General features: G+C 68.9%; 15 protein-coding genes. 3 read left to right on the top strand and 12 right to left on the bottom strand.

Annotation, left to right across the window (positions count from 1 at the left end; genetic code table 11):
• Window positions 1-123: 123 nt before the first annotated feature.
• Both RTY46_RS13210 and RTY46_RS13205 read left to right on the top strand, forming a co-directional pair.
• Window positions 124-918, top strand: coding sequence for an undecaprenyl-diphosphate phosphatase (locus RTY46_RS13210; protein ID WP_108748030.1), 795 nt, complete (start codon window positions 124-126; stop codon window positions 916-918).
• Window positions 919-990: 72 nt separating this feature from the next.
• Window positions 991-1,824, top strand: coding sequence for an META and DUF4377 domain-containing protein (locus RTY46_RS13205; RefSeq protein WP_312708880.1), 834 nt, complete (start codon window positions 991-993; stop codon window positions 1,822-1,824).
• 225 nt (window positions 1,825-2,049) lie between these two features.
• Here the strand turns inward: RTY46_RS13205 and RTY46_RS13200 are convergent, their stop codons facing one another.
• From RTY46_RS13200 to RTY46_RS13145, 12 genes are all read right to left on the bottom strand, one after another.
• On the bottom strand, window positions 2,050-2,658 hold the full coding sequence (locus tag RTY46_RS13200; RefSeq protein WP_312708879.1) for a YbhB/YbcL family Raf kinase inhibitor-like protein: 609 nt from the start codon (window positions 2,656-2,658) through the stop codon (window positions 2,050-2,052).
• A 10-nt stretch (window positions 2,659-2,668) separates the two neighbouring features.
• Window positions 2,669-4,747, bottom strand: a complete 2,079-nt coding sequence (locus RTY46_RS13195) for a tetratricopeptide repeat protein (protein ID WP_312708878.1) — start codon at window positions 4,745-4,747, stop codon at window positions 2,669-2,671.
• Between the two features lie 56 nt (window positions 4,748-4,803).
• Window positions 4,804-5,796, bottom strand: a complete 993-nt coding sequence (locus RTY46_RS13190) for an alpha/beta fold hydrolase (protein WP_312708877.1) — start codon at window positions 5,794-5,796, stop codon at window positions 4,804-4,806.
• A gap of 49 nt (window positions 5,797-5,845) precedes the next feature.
• On the bottom strand, window positions 5,846-6,637 hold the full coding sequence (locus tag RTY46_RS13185) for a lysophospholipid acyltransferase family protein (protein ID WP_312708876.1): 792 nt from the start codon (window positions 6,635-6,637) through the stop codon (window positions 5,846-5,848).
• Window positions 6,638-6,849: 212 nt separating this feature from the next.
• Entirely contained in the window at window positions 6,850-7,683 is an 834-nt protein-coding gene (locus RTY46_RS13180; RefSeq protein ID WP_312708875.1) for an MBL fold metallo-hydrolase, read from the bottom strand.
• The gene (locus RTY46_RS13175; protein ID WP_312708874.1) at window positions 7,683-8,678 is read right to left on the bottom strand and encodes an NAD-dependent epimerase/dehydratase family protein; all 996 of its coding nucleotides are present in this window, start codon (window positions 8,676-8,678) and stop codon (window positions 7,683-7,685) included. The genes RTY46_RS13180 and RTY46_RS13175 overlap by 1 nt, the downstream gene beginning before the upstream one ends.
• Complete coding sequence (locus RTY46_RS13170) at window positions 8,678-9,697, bottom strand: 3-oxoacyl-[acyl-carrier-protein] synthase III C-terminal domain-containing protein (RefSeq protein ID WP_312708873.1); 1,020 nt, start codon at window positions 9,695-9,697, stop codon at window positions 8,678-8,680. Before RTY46_RS13170 ends, RTY46_RS13175 begins: the two co-directional genes overlap by 1 nt.
• A 5-nt stretch (window positions 9,698-9,702) precedes the next feature.
• Window positions 9,703-10,137, bottom strand: a complete 435-nt coding sequence (locus tag RTY46_RS13165; RefSeq protein ID WP_312708870.1) for a hotdog fold thioesterase — start codon at window positions 10,135-10,137, stop codon at window positions 9,703-9,705.
• A gap of 9 nt (window positions 10,138-10,146) precedes the next feature.
• Window positions 10,147-12,198 (bottom strand): phospholipase D family protein, encoded by a 2,052-nt coding sequence (locus RTY46_RS13160; RefSeq protein ID WP_312708869.1) that lies wholly within the window; start codon window positions 12,196-12,198, stop codon window positions 10,147-10,149.
• Window positions 12,195-12,815 carry a YceI family protein gene (locus RTY46_RS13155; RefSeq protein WP_312708868.1) on the bottom strand — a complete coding sequence of 207 codons (621 nt, stop codon included), beginning with the start codon at window positions 12,813-12,815 and terminating at the stop codon, window positions 12,195-12,197. The genes RTY46_RS13160 and RTY46_RS13155 overlap by 4 nt, the downstream gene beginning before the upstream one ends.
• 4 nt (window positions 12,816-12,819) lie before the next feature.
• On the bottom strand, window positions 12,820-13,296 hold the full coding sequence (locus tag RTY46_RS13150) for a histidine phosphatase family protein (RefSeq protein ID WP_312708866.1): 477 nt from the start codon (window positions 13,294-13,296) through the stop codon (window positions 12,820-12,822).
• A gap of 52 nt (window positions 13,297-13,348) precedes the next feature.
• Entirely contained in the window at window positions 13,349-13,978 is a 630-nt protein-coding gene (locus tag RTY46_RS13145) for a ParA family protein (RefSeq protein ID WP_312708865.1), read from the bottom strand.
• A gap of 123 nt (window positions 13,979-14,101) precedes the next feature.
• Between RTY46_RS13145 and RTY46_RS13140 the strand changes: the two genes are divergently transcribed.
• On the top strand, window positions 14,102-15,586 hold the full coding sequence (locus RTY46_RS13140; RefSeq protein ID WP_312708864.1) for an AAA family ATPase: 1,485 nt from the start codon (window positions 14,102-14,104) through the stop codon (window positions 15,584-15,586).
• Window positions 15,587-15,750 lie beyond the last annotated feature (164 nt).

Here is a 15,750-nt window from a genome sequence, read left to right as displayed (position 1 = left end):
AGACGAGTGCGGCGGCCGGCGCACCAAAGGGGTGCACGCGCGCCGGTGCGCACCCGTTTGGTGCGGTGGGGATGGTCTATTCTCTCGGGCTTGTTCCCGCCACCGAACGTGCCTGCCCTGCCCATGTACGACCTGCTCTCCGCCCTGTTGCTGGGCATCCTCGAAGGCCTGACCGAATTCCTGCCGATCTCCAGCACCGGCCACCTGCTGATCGCCCAGCACTGGCTGGGCCCGCGTTCGGATTTCTTCAACATCATCATCCAGGCCGGCGCGATCGTGGCGGTGGTGCTGGTGTTCCGCCAGCGCCTGTGGCAACTGGCCACCGGCCTGGGCCAGCGCGAGAACCGCGACTACGTGTTCAAGCTGGGCGCGGCGTTCCTGGTGACCGCGGTGGTGGGCCTGCCGGTGCGCATGCTGGGCTGGGAGCTGCCGGAAACGGTCAGCCCGGTGGCCTGGGCGCTGATCATCGGCGGCATCTGGATGCTGCTGGTGGAGGCCTATACCACGCGCCTGCCCGACCGCGACCAGGTGACCTGGACGGTGGCGATCGGCGTGGGCCTGGCGCAGGTGGTGGCCGGCGTGTTCCCGGGGACTTCGCGCTCAGCCTCGGCGATCTTCCTGGCCATGCTGCTGGGCCTGAGCCGGCGCGCCGCCGCCGCTGAATTCGTGTTCCTTGTAGGCATTCCCACCATGTTCGCCGCCAGTGCCTACGCCTTCCTGGAACTGGCCAAGGAAGGCAAGCTGGCCAGCGAGAACTGGACCGACGTGGGCGTGGCGTTCGTTGCCGCGGTCATCACCGGCTTCGTCGTAGTGAAGTGGCTGCTGGGCTATATCAAGTCACACCGTTTCACCGCGTTCGCGTTCTACCGCATTGCGCTGGGCGCAGCGCTGCTGCTGTGGTTGCCGTCCGGCAGCTGAACATCATCGGGGCAGGCCAACCCCCTGCCCCGCCGTGATCCGTTTGCATCCGGGTTCCCAAGGAGATCCACCATGAAGCGCACCGTTACCCTGCTGCTGCCGCTGGCCCTGCTGGCCGCCTGCAGCCAGACCCCGACCACCGCACCGGCCGGCACCGGCGGCGACGACCTGGCCCCGGCGGCCGCCAAGGCCGGCGACCAGAAGGCCGTGGCCCATCTGGATGCGCAGCGCCTGCAGAGCCAGCACTGGCGCCTGCAGCAGGCCACCGGCGCCGATGGCGCACGCATCGATGCGCTGTTCGCCCGCAGCGACGCGCCGGTCACCCTGGATTTCGCCGACGGCCGCGTGTCGATCAGCAACACCTGCAACCGCATGGGCGGCAGCTACACCCTGGCCGATGGCACGCTGACAATCAGCCCGATGGCATCGACCCAGATGGCCTGCACCGACGCTGCGGTGATGGCGCTGGATGAAGCGGTATCCAGCCGCCTGCAGGGTGAACTGAAGACCGCCCAGGGTGCCGACGGCAGCCTGACCCTGACCACGGGCAAGGGCGATGTGCTGGTGTTTGCGGCTGAGCCCACCGCGGAAACCCGCTATGGCGGGCCGGGCGAGACCGTGTTCCTGGAAGTGGCAGCGAAGACCGCCAAGTGCTCGCATCCGCTGATTCCGGACTACCAGTGCCTGCAGGTGCGTGAAGTGACGTTCGACGACAAGGGCCTGAAGCAGGGCACGCCAGGCGCGTTCGAGAACTTCTACGGCAACATCGAGGGCTACACCCACGAAGACGGCGTGCGCAACGTCGTGCGGGTAAAGCGCTTCGCGGTGAAGAACCCGCCGGCCGATGCACCGTCGCAGGCGTATGTGCTGGACATGGTGGTCGAATCGGCCATCGAGAAGAAATAAGCAGCGTCGAGCTTGCTCGACTGCTGCTGGGTAGAGTCGAGCTTGCTCGACTGCTTCTGGGTAGAGTCGAGCTTGCTCGACTGCTTCTGGGTAGAGTCGAGCTTGCTCGACTGTTCCTCATGCAGTCGAGCATGGCTCGACTCTACAGAGAGCGTAGTCGAGCATGGCTCGACTCTACGGGGGGCCAAGTCGAGCAAGCTCGACTCTACGGCGGCGCGGTTGGGCTTACAGCGCGGGGTTCAGGGTGTAGGTGCCGTGCAGCGCGGCTTCGGCCAGCACGTGGCCGTGCATGGCGCGGTAGGCATCGGCCGCGGTGAAGCGCTGCGGCAGGTCCAGGCGGGCCACATCCAGGGCGAACACGCGGAAGAAGTAGCGATGCACGCGCTCGTCGTTGAACGGCGGGTACGGGCCGTCATACCCCAGGTAGTCACCGGCCATGTCCGGGTTGCCCGCAAACCAGCCAGTGAAATCGTTCAGGCCCTGGCGGCTGCCCACCGGACCGGCCGGTGCGGTCTTGCCCTTCACCACGAAGCCATCGCTGCAGCTGCCGGCGGCGATCTCGTGCACGTCGGCCGGAATATCGGCCATCACCCAGTGCACGAAGTCGCAGCGCGGCTGGTCGCGCGGCACGGTCATGTCGCTGCGGCCAACCGTCTCCGGCACGGTCGGCACGTCCGGGTCCACACACACCAGCAGGAACGAACGGGTGCCCTGCGGCACCTCGCTCCAGGCCAGGTGCGGATTGCGGTCCGGCGCGAAACCGCTGGCATCGCCTGCGGCGAATTCGCGCGGTACCGGTGCGCCGTTGACCAGGCTGTGGCTGCTCAGTTGCATCAGGCTCTCCTTATTCTTCCGGGTAACCCAGACGCACCGCGATCGGGGTGAGCTGGGCGAAGGCGGCGCTCATCACGTCGCGGTAGTTGCGCCAGTGACCCGGCGGGAAGCGCGGTGCACCCAGCTGATGGGCCACCGGCATCGGGCGCTCGAACAGCTGTTCCAGCATGGCGGCCATCGCGCGCGGATCGTTGCCGATCGCATCGATGCGCAGCAGCACGTGCGGGTACAGGTCGTCCTCGTGCAGGCTGGCCACCTGTGCCAGGCCACGCGCCAGCCATTCGGCGGCCTCGCCCAGCGAGGTCATCGCCAGCGGCGCGGCGGCGCCGTAGGCCACCCAGTCCAGCAGCATGTCGCGCGGGTCACGCAGCACCACCAGCAGGCGCCCCTGCGGCAGCTGCGGGCGCAGCGACCACAGCAGTGCGTTGTCCCACCACAGCAGCCAGTCGATGAGGGTGTCCCCTTCCACGCCACGCGCCGGCAGCTGTTCGCGCCAGCGCTGCACCAGGCGTTCCGGACTCAGCACACCCGACGCCAGGTCCTGCAGGGTGTGGTAGTTCTGGAAAGCATCGTCCGGCGCGTTGTCGGTGTAGCGATCGCTGCGCAGGACCGGGCTGGCCGCGGCCAGGCCGGTGGCCACGCGCTCCACGCCCGACCCTGGTGCGCCCCACAGGAAGATGGGTGCCGAACCACTCTGCAGGGTGGCCTCGTCGATGCTGGCCAGCGCTGGCCAGCTCGGCGGTGCCTTGGCCTGGGGCGGCAGCGGCAGGCGCTGCGGTGCCTGCTCGGCCTGCAGTGCCAGCCAGGTGCGCAGGGCATCGGCCGGCTTGCCGGCGCGGTCCTGCACCTCGCCCAGCCAGGTGCGCAGATCGGCCTGGGCACCGGCGTCGGCCCGGTCGATCATGGCCTGCACGCGGGCGATGGCCGCTTCCGGGTCGCGCTGCAGCAGGCCGTCGATCAGACGGGTCTCTGCACTCACCCGGCCCGGTTCCAGTGCCACGATGCGCTCGGCCACGGCTTCGGCCTCGGCAGGCTGGCCCGCCATGTCGTGCAGGCGCATGCGCGCTTCCAGCGCCGGCAGGTGCGCCGGCATGGCAGCGATCCAGCGCTCGACCACGGCCACCGCCGCATCGCCGCCGACTTCTTCCACGGCCAGGCGGGCCAGCCACAGGTCGTGCAGCGTGGCGTGCGTTTCCAGCACGGCATCCAGGCGCGCGCGGGCCTCCTCTTCGCGGCCCAGGCGCTGCCAGGCCATCAGCAGCAGCTGCAGCACCTGGCGGTCTTCCGGCTGCGCTTCCAGCAGCGGCAGCAGGTGTTCCAGCGCCTGCAGCGGCTGGCCGCTGCGCAGCGCCAGCTCGCCCGCCAGGCGGCGCATCGGCAGCACGTCCAGCGAAGGCTGCTGCAGGGCCAGCTGCATGGCCTCGGCGGCGGCATCCAGGTTGCCCTGGCGCAGCGCCAGCTGCACGACCAGGCCGTGCAGCGAGGTGATGGCCGGGTTCAGCACCAGCACGCGGCGGAACGCCTGCTCGGCGAAGGCCAGCATGTCCTTGCCCAGATAGGCAAAGCCAAGTGCGTACAGCACGCGCGGGTCATCCGGCAGCGCCTGTGAGGCGGCCGCCAGCAGGGCCAGGGCGCGGTCGGCATCGCCACGGCGCAGGGCCACCATGCCGTCGATGGTAAGCAGTTCCGGATGATCCGGCTCCAGCCTGCCGGCCAGGGTGGACAGGCGCTGCGCTTCATCGAAGTCGTTGCGGCTGATGGCCAGGTGGGCCTGCATCAGGTAGGCCGGGAAGGCATTGGGGTTCAGGTCGGTGGTGCGCAGCAGCGCCTCGTCAACGCTGTCGAACTGGCGCAGCGCCAGCAGCAGCCCGGCCTGCTGCAGGTGCAGCTGGGCATCGTCGGGGGCCAGCTGCAGCGCCTGCTGCAACGCGTCCAGCGCAGCCTGCGGCTGGCCCTGCTGCTGCAGCGCAAGCGCCAGCCAGCGGTGGGCCTGGGCCTGGCCGGGTTCATCGTGGGTCCACGCCTGGGCCAGCTGCACAGCCTGGTCGGCCTGGTTCTGGCGCAGCGCCTGGATGATCTGGTCTTGCATGGCGGTCCGGTTCAAGGGCAAACCCGCATTGTAGCGGGCCACGCGCCGCCACCGGTTCAGCCGCCCAGTACGCGGCTCAGGCGTTGCGCCACCCAGCGCTCGGAGAAGCCATCGCCGCGCCAGTTTTCCAGGAACCCGCAGTGCCCACCCCAGCACGCGGTTTCCAGCCGTGCCTGCTGCGGCAACTGCCAGTTGCCGAAGGTGGAATACGGAATGACCGGGTCGTCCTGGGCCATCAGGATATCGGCCGGAACCTGCAGCGCGGACAGGCGATCACCGGCAATGGAATACCCATCGAAGTAGGCCTGCAGCGAGCCGAAATCGGTATGCCGTTCCACCAGCCAGGCCGTAAGCGCACGGATATCCAGCTTCAGCACGCGGTCGTCGCAGTCGCTCAGTTCGGGGAACAGATCGCGCTTGCGGCGCAGCGAACCGGCCCACTTGCGGCGGAAATACCAGTCGTACATCGCCGGACCGTTTTCGATGCTGTCCATGGTCAGTGCCGGGTCCAGCACGGGGCAGACCGACGCCACCTGCAGCAGCGGCACGCCGGCAGCCGGCGCACGCAGGGCCAGCCGCAGCACGAAGTTGCCGCCCAGCGAATAACCGGCCGCCACCAGCGGCAGGCCCGGCCAGCGCCGGGCGATATCGCCGGTTGCCTGCACCACTTCATCGATGCGGTTGGAGTGGAAGATGCCGGGATTGAGGTGGTGTGTGTTGCCGTGGTCGCGGAAGTTCAGCCGCACCACGTCGAAGCCTTCCTGCAGCATGCGCGCGGCGGCCATGCGCATGTAGCTGGATTCGGCACTGCCTTCCCAGCCGTGCAGCAGCAGCGCCATGCCCTTCGGCTCGCGCCCTTCGATGTAGTTGTGCCACCCCTGCAGGCGCACGCCATCGCCGCCATCCAGGATCAGCTCTTCGCTGACCGCACCGGTGGCGGCCAGCAACAGCAGGCCACGCTGCAGGCGCATGCGGCTGGAACTGAGCATGGACTGCAGGTGCGGATTGCGCAGCCAGCGCGGCGGCTGGTAATCGGCCGCAGTAAGCATCGGCGCTGCGGCCGACGGGGGCGGTGGCGGGTTCATGGCCACCACGGCCTCACCGCGTTTCCATGGCCGCCACGATGCGCGCGCGCGAGGTTTCGGCGATGCGTCGACGGCCTTCCAGGTCCTGCGCACTGATCGGCGCCAGGAAATGCACTTCCGCGCGTCGTGCCGGTTCACCCAGCAGGCGCAGGAAATTGGCGAAGAAGCTCTCGCCAGGGCCGAACGCCACGATCGTCTGCGCATTGCCATGCGTGCCGTAGATCAGCGCCACCGGCTGCACCGGCACGCCGGTTTCCACGGCCGCCTGGAAGATGCGCGCATGGAACGGGCCCACTTCGTGGCCGCCGCGGGTGCGTCCTTCCGGGAACACGCCCACGCCCTTGCCTTCGCGCAGGCGCTCGGCCATGACCTGCATCACGCCACCGAGCGATTCGGTATTGCCGCGCTGGTGGAAGATGGTCTGGCCACGCGCGGCCAGCCAGCCCACCACCGGCCAGCTGGCGATTTCGCGCTTGGCCACGAAGCCCATCATGCGCTGGCTGTGCAGGATGCTGATATCGACCCAGCTGACATGGTTGGCCACGAACAGCACGGCGCCCGGCAGCGGCTCGCCCACCCGTGACAGGCGGAAGCCGAAGATCCACATCAGGCCGCCCTGCCACAGGTTCACTACCTTGGCGCCAAGGCGAACCTGGCCGACACGGATATCGGCCCACGGCCGAAGCATGCCGATCAGGGTCAGCGGCAGGAACACGAAGATATGGACCAACAGCAGCGGTACGCGGTACAGGTAACGGCACACACGCGCCACGCCGCCGCGGGGGGCCGGAGTGGGGGAAGTCATCCGCGAACGATACCGGAGGGCCGCCATCGCTGCCAGCCGATTTCGGCCATAAGTCCTATTGACGGGGGCCATGGGCGGGAACACGGTGTCCTGTTGGCGGCGCCGTAGGGTGGTGGGGGCGTGCGTGATCGACCGCTCCTGGAGGTCCCGTAGCGTCGAGCTTGCTCGACGGTGGTTGATTTCGCGCCAAGAGCAGTCGAGCAAGCGCGACGCTACCGGGGGGCGCGCGGTCGCCATTGCCCGCAGTGCGCGGGCACCAGCTGCAGGTCATCCACCTGGCGGCCCACGTGCTGCAGGCGCTGCAGGGTCTGCCGGTAGCTGGCGGTATGCCCCAGCAGGGCGGTGACCACGCGCGGGGGCGGCACGCCATCGGCAATGGCGGCACTGGACCAGGCCGCATCGGCCACCAGGAACACCGGGCGGCCATCGGCCGCTGTAAACAGCAGCCCGTGCTGGCCCACGGCATGGCCGGGCAGCGGGACGGTCAGCAGGCTGCGGTCACCCAACACATCGCGGCCGGTGCCGAATGCGGTGAATGCGGCGGGCAAGGCCACTTCCGGCAGATCTTCCAGCCAGCGCAGGCGCGGGGCGGCATCGCGGGTCAATGCGGGCAACAGGCCCACGCTGAGCGCGCGCAGGCGCCCACGTGCCGCCTGGTCCTGCCAGGCCGCGCGCGAACACAGCAAGGGCACTCCGGGAAAATCGAGCACACCTCCCACGTGGTCACCATGCAGGTGCGACAGCACCACCCGGTCGATGTCAGCGCTGCCGATACCCCGCTGCTGAAGCTGCGCGCGCACGCTCTGTCCGGCGGCCAGGTGCACCGGCGTGACCCAGCGGTACAGGCGCTCGGGAAAGCGAGCGGTGGCTTGCAGGAACGCCTCGGAATAGCCGGTGTCGAACAACAGGTAGCCGCGCTGCGGGTGGCGCAGCAGCGCAACCAGCGCGGGAAATTCACAGCGGTGCCAGCTGGCCCCCTGGCGCACCGCACGCTGCGGGTGCACGCAGTGGCCGGCCTCCAGCAGTTCCCACTCAAAGCGCACCATCACGCCCCCCCATTCCGCCGCCAGTGATCGGCGAACTGCTGCAGGGCGGCCCGCACGGCCACCTGCGGCTGGTAACCCAGCTCACGCCGCGCAGCACCGATGTCCAGCGTCTGCGAATAACCCAGCACGCCCACGCCGTAGCGGGTCAGCCGCGGCTCGGGGCAACCCGGGCGCAACCGCGCCAGGGTTTCGGCCACACCGGCGGCAGCCAGTGCAACCGCGCGCGGCACGCTGCGCAGGCGCACCTGCAGCCCCATCGCCTGGAACAGATCCTGCACCAGCGCGCGCACTGCCACCGGCTGGCCGGCACTGATGTTGTAGGCGCGGCCTGCGCACCCGGGTCCGGCGTGCAGGGCACAGCGCACCGCCTGCACGGCATCGGCCACCGGGGTCACGTCGATCATCGCGCGGCCTGCATGGATCAGCGGGAACCGGCCAGTGGCGGCCACGGCCAGCAGCCGCGGCAGGATGGCGCGGTCACCTGGCCCGAACACGGCGCGCGGACGCAGTACCACCGTATGCAGGCCCTGCCGTGCGGCCTCGGCCACGGCCAGTTCCGATTCCCATTTGCTGCGCGCGTAGTCGGTGATCCAGCGCGTTGGCGGCTGGAAGGCCTCGCCCACGTTGTACTGGTCGGCGAAGCGGAAGTAGATGCTGGGCGAGCCCAGGTGTACGAAGCGTTCCACGCTGGCGGCCTGCGCCGCCTGCAGCAGGCGCTGGGTAGCCCCCACGTTGGCACGCTGGAAGTCCGCCGCGGGGCCCCAGGGTTGGGACAGCGCAGCGCAGTGCACCACGGCCTGGCAGCCTTGCAGCAACGGCTGCAGCGGCGCCTGTGCCAGATCGCCCGGCCAGGCCTCGATGCCTTCCATCGCAAGCGGCTGCAGGCGGACCAGATCGCGGCCGTTGGCGCGCACCTGCCACCCTTCGGCGGCCAGCGCGCGCGCGACGTGCTGGCCGATGAAGCCGCTGGCACCGGTGACCAGGACGCGCGCCATCAGTAACGCAGCACCGCACCGCCCAGGGCCAGGCCGGCCCCGGTGCCGATCAGCAGGGCGTGCCCGCCGCGAACCAGGCGACCGTCCAGCAGGGCCTGGTGCAGGGCCATCGGCAACGATGCCGCCAACTGGTTGCCGTGCTCGGCCAGGATGCGCACCAGCCGCTGCGGTGGCAGGCCCAGCACGCGCTGCAGGTGGTCCAGGGCCTGCCCACTGGCCTGGTGCGGCACGATCACATCGCAGCCTTCCAGGCCGACACCGGCGCTGTCCAGCAGGTCCTGCAGGAAGCCGGGCAGGCGGCGCGCGGCTTCGCGGTACAACGCGCGACCCTGCATCTGGAAGTAGTGCGCCGCGCGGTAGGCCTCGGGCGCATCGTGCAGGCGCATGCCGGTGCCGCAGGTCGGCACCTGGCACAGCTGCGCACCATCGCCGTAGGTGCGCAGGCGCGTGGCCAGCACCGCCGATGACTGGTCTTCGCTGGCGCGCTCCACCAGCACCGCCACCGCGCCATCGCCAAACAGCGGCGCGGTCAGCGGGTCGTTGGGGTCGAGCCCGGCACTGGGAATGTCGCTGCATACGATCAGTACGCGGCGGTAACGCTGCAGTGCCAGCAGGCTGCCGGCCAGTTCCAGCGCCATCACGAAGCCCAGGCAGGTAGCGTTGACATCGAACGCGGGCACACCGCTGTCACCCAGCCCCAGCGCGCGCTGGATCAGCACCGCCTGGCATGGAATGGCCTGCTCCATCACGCCGCACGCGGACAGGATGCAGTCGATATCGCCCAGCCCCAGCCCGGCCCGCTGCAGCGCGTCGTGCGCAGCCTGCGCGCCCATCCACGAGGCACGTTCATCGGCACTGGCATGGGCACGGCTGGCCACGCCGCTATGGCGTTCGACCCAGCCTGCGGGTTTGTTCCAGCGCTGGTCGTACACAGTCGAGGCGATGCGCCGGCGCGGCAGCCAGGCGCCGCTGGACACGATGCGCAGCGGCAGGGCTGCGCTGCGGGGCAGGGCGGCCACCGCGCTCAGCCGTGGCCTGCTGCAACCACGGCCAGGGTCAGCCGCGAGATACACACCAGCCGGCCCTGTTCGTCTTCAATGCGGATTTCCCACAGCTGGGTGCTGCGGCCCACGTGCAGCGCGCGGGCGGTGCCGGTGACCGTGCCCGATCGCACCGCACGCACATGGTTGGCGTTGATTTCCAGGCCCACGCAGATCTGCTTGGCCGTATCCACGCACAGGTTGCCGGCGCTGCTGCCCAGGGTTTCAGCCAGTAACACCGAAGCGCCGCCATGCAGGATGCCGTACGGCTGGCGGGTGCGTTCGTCCACCGGCATGGTCGCCTGCAGCCAGTCCTCGCCGGCGGCGCTGAAGACGATGCCCAGCGACTGGATGGCGGTATTGCCGCTGAGGGCATTGAGCTGGTCGAGCGAGACGGCTTCGCGGAACACCTGCGGCATGGGGCACCTTCAGAGAATGGGAACGAGACCGGCGCCGAATGCAGTCAGCATGCGTACCAGCAACCACTTCGGGCCGACGTTGACTTCCGGGAAGTCACCCACGGCCACATAGCACTTATGGAAATCCGGGCTCTGCCGCGGCAATGGCTGCGGACAGTCGGGGCCGGGCTGGAACTCGTAATCGGTGGCATAGCGCCACGGCCAGAAATCGAGGATGGGCAGGGCCTCGGAGGCTTTGCCCACGCTGTAGTTCAGCCCGGACAGCACCGGCGGCTTGGTGCGCGGGGCCACCGTCCACGCGTTCTGCGGGTGGGTGTCGCGCAGGATGCTCTGCGCCAGCTGCTCGGCGAACACCGGGTCGTCGATGATGACGGCGCCTTCGGTGTTGTAGTTCTCGCTGCGCGGGTCGAAGTTGTGGGTGCCGACCACGCCGATGCGGCGATCGACCACCAGCGACTTGGCGTGCAGGCCCATGCGTGCGCCCTTGCGGGTAACCGGCAGCGGCTTGTTCACCGCTTTGCTGCCCAGGAAGGACGGGCGCGTTTCGGTACGCAGCAGGCGCGTTTCCACCTCGCTGCCAGCCGCGCGGCGGCGCGCACGGCCGTTTTCATAGGCACTGCCCAGCCGCGGATGGACCCGGCGCACCGGTTCGCTGTCGGCCGGCGCGGCGGGCGCTGCATCGCTGCCACCTGCATTGCTGCCGGCGGCACTGCCCCCCAGCAGGCTGCTGCGGCCGCTGTCCTGCGCACCGCTGCCGGCGATCGGGTCGGGCAGCAGGTTGCGGTAATCCACCGGCGCGTCCAGCGGGAACGGCTTGTATTCGAAGATATTGAAGCCCAGTTCGCGCATGTTGCGCCGCTTGTACTTGTACGACAGCGCATAGACGATCGGGTTGTCGGTGGCCGCCAGGCTGTTGCTGGAGACCACGATGCGCGGCGGCTCGGGCCGCTTGCGCAGGTCGCGGAACAGCGCCTGGGCCGGCTTGGACAGCACCAGATACGGCGTCTGCAGGATCACTTCCTTCTGCGCGCCGGCAATCAGGCTGTCCAGCTGCGGTTCGGTGACATGCTGGCCAGCCAGCGGCGCATCGGCACGCTCACGGCGGTGCTTGCGCGGCAGGTCGGCCACGTAGCGCACCGATGCCACCGGCAGGGCGGTGTCGACGAAGCTGCGGGCAATGAAGGCCTGATCGTCGGCCTCCTCGCTGACCCGTTCCACCCGCTCGGGGCGCCGGAACTGTGCTGGCGGCAGCGCAGGCACGCCGTGCTGCAGCAGGGTGCGGCCCACGTCGTTCAGGCGCTCGGCCGGCACGCTGCGCGGGGCCCGCCAGAACGCATCGAAGTTGGCGGCCATGGCGCGCGCTTCCGGACCGGCGATCAGCACATCGCGGTCGCGGAAGTTGTATTCGCGATCCCAGTCGTAATAGTCGTCCTGGTAGTTGCGCCCGCCGACCACCCCGATCGCATCGTCGATCACCAGCAGCTTGTTGTGCATGCGCTGGTTGAATCGGCGGAAGCAGCACAGCACGCTGCCGGCGTAGTCGAAGTAGTTCAGCCGCGCCTTGCCGAAGGTCGGGTTGTAGACCCGCAGCTGGAAGTTCTGGTGGGCCCCGGACAGCGCGCCAAGGATCTGCAGATCGGAGATCGCCGACAGCTGGTCGATCAGCACCCGTACCTTCACCCCGCGGCGGGACGCGGCCAGCAGCTCGTCGATGACCAGGCGTGCACTGTCGTCCTTGTCGAAGATGTACGTCTGCAGATCGATGCTGCGGGTGGCGCTGCGCAGCAGGTTCAGCCGTGCCACCAGTGCGCCCTCGCCCTCGTCCAGCAGGGTGGCGTAGTGACGCGGCTGGGTATCGGTGGATTCGCTGAACGCCCGCCCGGCCAGCGCGCGCAGGGGCGATTCCTGCGCGCAGCGGTCAGCGCGCTCGCAGTCGACCTGGGCCGAGCGGGCCTGCACCGCGATGGCTTCGGCCCGGTCACGCTGGGCATGCGACAACGATGCACAGCCACTGCCCAGCAACACGGTTGCCAGCGCTGTCACACGCAACAGGAAATTCACGGTTTGGCCGCCTCGCTCAGGCGTGCGCGCAATACGAAGGTCACTCGGTCACTCAATGCAAGCTGCCAGCTGTCCATGCCGTACCGGCCTCGTTGCACGGTACCGCGGCTGACGACGTCGCAATCATAGCCGGGACGGGCGCATTCCGCCTTCTCGACCTTCAGCGATTCAGGATGACTGACCCCGCGAAGGGTCAGCCGCCCTTCGATCTCGCCACCGCGTTCCACGGTTTCCGGCCAGTACGGCAGCGAATCGAACTCCACGAACGGATAATGCCCGGCATCGAAGAACTCCGGTCCACGCATCCAACCGGTGTAGCGTTCCTTGCCGGGTATCTCGACGGTGCGGGTGAACATCTTCAGATGCACCTGGTGGCGACCGTCGGACAGCACCTCCACCCGCCCTTCGAAATGCGGAAACACCCCTTCGATGCGCTGGCCCAGCCGCGAGCGCACCTCGAAGCCGATCTGCGAGCGCTCCAGGTCCAGCGACAGCGCGCGCCGGGCTTCGCTGACCACGGTTGGCAGGGAGGCAGGGGGCGCCGGCACTGCGGCCCAGGCTGCGCCGGGAAGCAGCAGCCAAGCCAGCAGGCAGCGGCCCGGCAGCGCCAGGCTCATGGCTTCATGGCCACCAGAATGCGTTCAGACTGGCCACACCCGGTTCAATGCTGGCCTCACGCGGGAAGCCCAGCACGGCCACGCCTGCCGGCGGCATGCCGCGGTAGTCGCTGCTGGTGCCTTCGGTCATCAGCGCCACCAGCCGTTCCAGACCGGGGTTGTGGCCCACGATCAGCAACCGGTCAAGGTCGCGACGGTCATCCACCAGCGCCGCCAGCGTGCCGGGGGTCGCCTCGTAGACACTGTCTTCCAGGCGCTTCTCGACATAACCGATGGCCGCCATCACCGCTTCCAGCGTTTCACGGGTACGCCGCGCCGGCGAGCACAGCACGCAGTCGGGCAGCAGGTTGTTTTCCTTCAGCCACTTGCCGGCGGCTTCGGCCTCGGCCAGCCCCACCGGCGACAACGGCCGGTCAAGGTCGGCCTGGCCGGGGGTGGCCGGTTCGGCATGGGCATGGCGCAGCAGGATCAGTTCACGCATTGCAGTTTTCCATTGGCCTATGGGAATGACACACGGTGGAACACCACCGGCCTTACAGCTTCAACCAGCTCAACAGCGGTTCCCAGTCGGCCTGGTGCTCGCGCACCTGCGCCGAACGGTAATCGAACAGACTGCGGCCCAGACCGGTCATGACCACATAACTCTGGCTGTCGCGCAATTGGGTGACCACCGGATATGGCCATTCGGCCAACATCTGCAAGGCCTGCTGCGAGGTCTGGGTCCAGGGCTTGGTGCGGTTCAGCACCAGCCCAACGGGCAGCTTGCGACTGTGCACGCGCGGGTTGCTGGCCAGGCTGTTGAGGAAACCGACGATGGCTTCGATGTCCAGCGCCGAGGGCAGCACCGGCACCACCACGGCATCGGCGGCATCAAGGAAATGGGGGATATCGTCGGCCAGCGCACCCGCCGGTGCATCGATGATGACGGTATCGGTCCCGTCGGGCAGCTTCTGCGCCCATTGCTTCCTGCGGTACACGTCGATCGGCAGCACCGCGCTTTCCAGCCCGGCCCGGCGCTGTGCCCAGCGCGTGCTGGAGCCCTGCGGGTCGGCGTCGGCAATCACCGTGGCCTTGCCCTGCAATGCCGCGTATGCGGCCAGGTGGGTGGCGACGGTGGTCTTGCCCACCCCGCCCTTGGAACCGGCCACCAGGATCGTCTTCATGCCAGCCTCGCTTCCGGGTACGTGCCCCGAGCGTACACCGGTGCCCGTGACGGAAGGTAGCGCTGTGCTGAACCCAGGCCCCCGGCCTTTGCTATCGTGGCGCCCCCGAAGGATCGAACCCGCATGAGCGAACTGCAGGACCTGAGCGCGCTGATCCGCGCCAATACGCCCCTGATCGTGATCGAGACCCAGGATGAAGGTCGCATCGTGGAGCTGTTCCGGCAGACGCTGATGCATGTCTGGCGTGCCCTGCACCGCTGGTCCATCACCGAAGGCCTGCGCCGCATCGACCTGGAACGCGAGGACGAGGCGGTCGGCCCGCCCGATGCCAGCGCGGCGCTGCAGATGATCCGCCAAGCCGAACAGCGCGGCATCTACCTGCTGCTCGATTTCCACCCCTACCTGGGCTATGCCAGCCACCAGCGGGCACTGCGCGACCTGATCCAGCGCCGCCACAGCCAGCCGCACGTGCTGGTGCTGATTGGCGCGAAGGTGGAACTACCGGCCGAGCTGGAAGCCCTGGCGGTGCGCTTCAACCCGCGCCTGCCCGATGCCAACGCACTGCTGAAGATGCTGCGCGAAGAGGCCGATGCCTACGCCCGCGAACATGGCGGGCGCCGGGTGGAAGTGGACAGCGAGGCGGTGAAGAAGATCCTGAAGAACCTGCAGGGCCTGAGCCTGGTCGATGCCCGGCGCATTGCCCGCCAGCTGATCTACGCCGACGGCGCCCTGCGCGACGACGACCTGCCGCAGCTGGCACGGCTGAAGTTCGAGCTGCTGAACCGCAGCGGCCACCTGTTCTTCGAGCATGACAGCGCGCGCTTCGGCGACGTGGCCGGCGCCAACCGGCTCAAGCGCTGGATCAACCAGCGCCGCGTGGCCTTCATTGCAGGCTCGGCACCGGCCGGGCTGGACCCGCCGCGCGGCATGCTGCTGCTGGGCGTGCAGGGCTGCGGCAAGTCGATGCTGGCCAAGGCCACCGCCGCCGGCTTCGGGGTGCCGCTGCTGCGCCTTGACGTGGGCGCGCTGTACAACAAGTACCACGGCGAAACCGAGGCCAACCTGCGCCAGGCGCTGGCCTCGGCCGAGCAGCTGGCGCCGTGCGTGCTGTGGATGGACGAGATCGAGAAGGGCCTGGCCAGTGGCGGTGAGGACGGCGGCGTGTCGCGCCGCGTGCTGGGCTACCTGCTGACCTGGATGGCCGAGCGCAAGGCCCCGGTGTTCATCGTGGCCACCGCCAACCAGGTGCACGAACTGCCGGCAGAGCTGCTGCGCAAGGGCCGTTTCGACGAGATCTTCTTTGTTGATCTGCCCACGCCGGATGCGCGCGTGGAGCTGCTGCGCCTGCATCTGGGTCGGCGCCAGTTGAATCCCGATGACTTCGCCCTGCCCGCGCTGGCGGCGGCCGCGAACGGGTTTTCCGGCGCGGAGATCGAGCAGGCGATCGTGGCCGGCCTGTATTCGGCGCACGCCGAAGGCCGCCCGCTGGATACCGGGCTGCTGATGACCGAGATACGTGCAACACGTCCGTTGTCGGTGCTGATGGCCGAGCAGGTGGCGGGGCTGCGTGAGTGGGCGTCGGGGCGGACGGTGTCTGCGGACGACTGAGCGGTTGTCGGCCAACGGCGCAGCCCCTCGTGGCGGGTGGTTGGTCGCGAAATGCGGGTCATGTGTCTGGGTCGGGCGGGTTGGGTTCGCGGGACACGCCGCAAGTACATCCCTGTAGCAACTGTGTTGTGGGATGGGATTTTGGCCGTCTGGCAGACAGGCAC

Source organism: Stenotrophomonas sp. (assembly GCF_032056425.1).
Lineage (GTDB): Bacteria > Pseudomonadota > Gammaproteobacteria > Xanthomonadales > Xanthomonadaceae > Stenotrophomonas.
Note: the sequence above shows the minus strand (reverse complement) of the source record. Positions and strands in the feature narration are given on the sequence as shown.

Coding starts and splice junctions, on each gene's coding strand:
- RTY46_RS13210 (WP_108748030.1), top strand. CDS start 124: ATGTACGACCTGCTCTCCGCCCTGTTGCTGGGCATCCTCGAAGGCCTG.
- RTY46_RS13205 (WP_312708880.1), top strand. CDS start 991: ATGAAGCGCACCGTTACCCTGCTGCTGCCGCTGGCCCTGCTGGCCGCC.
- RTY46_RS13200 (WP_312708879.1), bottom strand. CDS start 2,658: ATGCAACTGAGCAGCCACAGCCTGGTCAACGGCGCACCGGTACCGCGC.
- RTY46_RS13195 (WP_312708878.1), bottom strand. CDS start 4,747: ATGCAAGACCAGATCATCCAGGCGCTGCGCCAGAACCAGGCCGACCAG.
- RTY46_RS13190 (WP_312708877.1), bottom strand. CDS start 5,796: ATGCTTACTGCGGCCGATTACCAGCCGCCGCGCTGGCTGCGCAATCCG.
- RTY46_RS13185 (WP_312708876.1), bottom strand. CDS start 6,637: ATGACTTCCCCCACTCCGGCCCCCCGCGGCGGCGTGGCGCGTGTGTGC.
- RTY46_RS13180 (WP_312708875.1), bottom strand. CDS start 7,683: ATGGTGCGCTTTGAGTGGGAACTGCTGGAGGCCGGCCACTGCGTGCAC.
- RTY46_RS13175 (WP_312708874.1), bottom strand. CDS start 8,678: ATGGCGCGCGTCCTGGTCACCGGTGCCAGCGGCTTCATCGGCCAGCAC.
- RTY46_RS13165 (WP_312708870.1), bottom strand. CDS start 10,137: ATGCCGCAGGTGTTCCGCGAAGCCGTCTCGCTCGACCAGCTCAATGCC.
- RTY46_RS13155 (WP_312708868.1), bottom strand. CDS start 12,815: ATGAGCCTGGCGCTGCCGGGCCGCTGCCTGCTGGCTTGGCTGCTGCTT.
- RTY46_RS13150 (WP_312708866.1), bottom strand. CDS start 13,296: ATGCGTGAACTGATCCTGCTGCGCCATGCCCATGCCGAACCGGCCACC.
- RTY46_RS13145 (WP_312708865.1), bottom strand. CDS start 13,978: ATGAAGACGATCCTGGTGGCCGGTTCCAAGGGCGGGGTGGGCAAGACC.
- RTY46_RS13140 (WP_312708864.1), top strand. CDS start 14,102: ATGAGCGAACTGCAGGACCTGAGCGCGCTGATCCGCGCCAATACGCCC.